Raw genomic sequence first — 2471 nt, 5'->3', positions numbered from 1 at the left:
GCGGCGATGCGCTCCCTTCGTGCCGCTCCGAAAGGGATCGTGCGCGACATCAACAGCGCGACGCGGAAGTCTTCGGGCGCGGGCTCCTCGATGCGCACCAGGCACGCGTCCACGCCATCGAGCGAGGTACCCGACATGACGCCGACCGCCAGCAGCTGCCTCGCCGGCTCAGTCACCCGCGTCGCCTGGGGGCGGCGGCTGGACCGGCGGCGGCCGCGCGCCGATCGCCTGGCGCGCGTAGCCGCCCGCCTCCGCGACGAACCGCTCAGCCGACTCGCGGTCCACGCCGCGCTTCAGCATCACGATCGCCGTCTTGACCCGTCCTTTCGCGCCGGCGATCGCGGCCCGGGCGGCCTCGCGCGGCACGCTGCACACCTCCATCACGATGCGCTCGCCGCGGTCCTTGAGCTTGTCGGAGAGCGCGACCAGATCCACCATCAGGTTGCCGTAGGCCTTGCCCCAGCGGATCATCGCACCGGTCGTCACCGTGTTGAGGACGAGCTTGGTCGCGGTCCCCGCCTTGAGCCGCGTCGAGCCGGTGAGCGCTTCCGGGCCGACCTTGGGCAGGATGGCGACGTCCACGTTGAGGAGGAGGTCCTTCGGAGGGTCGCTGCAAGCGAGGAGGACCGTCTTCGCCCCCCGCGCCGCCGCGCGGCTGATCGCGCCGCGCACGTAGGGCGTGGTGCCGCTCGCGGCGATACCGAAAACGACGTCCGTTGCTCCGACCTCCTTCCCTTCCACGGCTGCGGCGCCGGCGTCGAAGTCGTCTTCGGCGCCCTCCGCGCTCTTCACCAACGCGGCGTAGCCGCCCGCGACGATCCCCTGCACCAGCTCCGGCGGCGTGCCGAAGGTCGGTGGGCACTCGGCCGCGTCGAGCACGCCGAGGCGGCCACTGGTGCCCGCCCCGACGTAGTAGAGGTGGCCGCCGGCGCGGAACGCGGCCTCGACCAGCTCGATCGCCTGCGCGATCTCCCGGCGACAGGCGTGAACCGCCTCCGGAACCTGGCGGTCCTGCGCGTTCATCAGGTCAACGATGGCGAGCGGGTCGGCGAGATCGATCTCGGCCGTCGCGGGATTGCGCTGCTCGGTCAGGCGCGGGTCGAGTGGCGGGTGGCTCATCTGGCCCCGCAATCTAGGGATTGCGGGGCCGGCGTCAACGCGATTGAGGGATAGGAGGTATCCCACCGCGAAACGCCACTGATTCTCCGTAACCCTCGTGGCTGAGCGCCGCCGGCCCTTGCTCCAATGGTGTGGTGGATGCACGTTCTTGCGGGTGTGGCCGGTGCCGCGGTGCAGCTGGCTTACGCAGCGTTCCCGAGGTCTGTATCGCCGTAGGTGACAGCGACCCAATTGCGGTCAAACACCAGTTAGGCGTCATGGCGAAGACTCGCAAGTCCATAGCATTGTCGCCCGAAGCGTGTTTCCAGGGCTATTGGTGTTGTGTGGACAACGCCATCAACCTCCTCAAGGTAAGCCAGAAGGCTCTTGACTCGCCCGCGGTCGCCCTGGCGCTATGTCAGATTGGACAGGAAGAGGTCGGAAAGTCCTACATGCTTCTTTCCGCGGTCGCCGGCCGCAAGACCGCTCAGCACTGGGAGTTGTTCTGGCGCCGCTGGACGCACCATGACTCAAAGGCGTACGGTGCTTTCTTCTTCGAGTGGTTCAATCCACTCCATGTTGAAGTCACTACTCCGGCCGGGAAAGTTCTGGACGGCTATCCCACACGGTCTCGCATTTCCAGCGAGAAGACGATTGGTTTCTACGTCGATTATGATCCCGGAACAGGGCTGTTCACTCAACCTAGGCAAAGCGTCGAGTTTTCGGAGGCCTTGAATCGCTCAGGCGCCCTTGTGACGTTGGCAAACACAGCCCTGCAGATGGGCCAGATCATTCGCGCTGAGGAGACGGCATTCCGGCTTCAGACGATTAGCGAGGTCATCTGCGACTTTCAAGCGCGCAGGACGTGGCAGCAAGACGTAGCCGCATACCTTGACGCACTAGCGCTGCGGTCGGGAGCTCATGGTCGGTTGGTGGCTGCCATGCGCTCCAAGTTCCCCAGCTGCTGGGCTCCAGGCGAAGACACTGATCTTGGACAATCGCCATGAGCAACCGGGATGATGGGTAACAGTGCCACGGTGGTTCCGCATCAACCCCTATGATGTAGTCCCCGCTCGTCCAGTCGGGCGAGCAGGACGCGGCTGAGCAGCAAGTCGTTAGGGGCGTGCCGCCCTTGCGCAGAACGAAGTAGGGCGCCAGGTTCCATAATGGTACCGGAAAGGAACCCACGATGCCGACCCTGACGATCAAGGGCATGCCGCCCGAGCTCTACAGCCGACTGAAGCGCCAGGCGGAAGCCCACCGCCGCAGCCTGAACGGCGAGATCATCGTATGCCTGGAGCGCGGCGTCGGTGCCGGGCCGATCGATGCCGAAGCCTGGCTGCGCGAGGCTGCGGTGCTTCGGGCCCGACTGG

General features: G+C 66.1%; 3 protein-coding genes. 2 read left to right on the top strand and 1 reads right to left on the bottom strand.

Annotation, left to right across the window (positions count from 1 at the left end; translation table 11 throughout):
• Positions 1 to 168: 168 nt before the first annotated feature.
• A complete protein-coding gene (murQ, locus tag Q8Q85_11515; protein ID MDP3774883.1) occupies positions 169 to 1119 on the bottom strand; it encodes an N-acetylmuramic acid 6-phosphate etherase in 951 nt (316 codons plus the stop codon).
• A gap of 257 nt (positions 1120 to 1376) precedes the next feature.
• Here murQ and Q8Q85_11510 point away from each other — a divergent pair, with 257 nt between their 5' ends.
• Entirely contained in the window at positions 1377 to 2105 is a 729-nt protein-coding gene (locus tag Q8Q85_11510; GenBank protein MDP3774882.1) for an AbiV family abortive infection protein, read from the top strand.
• 182 nt (positions 2106 to 2287) lie between these two features.
• A partial coding sequence (locus Q8Q85_11505; GenBank protein ID MDP3774881.1) for an Arc family DNA-binding protein occupies positions 2288 to 2471 on the top strand: 184 nt, incomplete at its 3' end.

The organism is Gemmatimonadales bacterium (genome assembly GCA_030697825.1).
Classification (GTDB): domain Bacteria; phylum Gemmatimonadota; class Gemmatimonadetes; order Gemmatimonadales; family JACORV01; genus JACORV01.
Note: the sequence above shows the minus strand (reverse complement) of the source record. Positions and strands in the feature narration are given on the sequence as shown.

Coding starts and splice junctions, on each gene's coding strand:
- murQ (MDP3774883.1), bottom strand. CDS start 1,119: ATGAGCCACCCGCCACTCGACCCGCGCCTGACCGAGCAGCGCAATCCC.
- Q8Q85_11510 (MDP3774882.1), top strand. CDS start 1,377: ATGGCGAAGACTCGCAAGTCCATAGCATTGTCGCCCGAAGCGTGTTTC.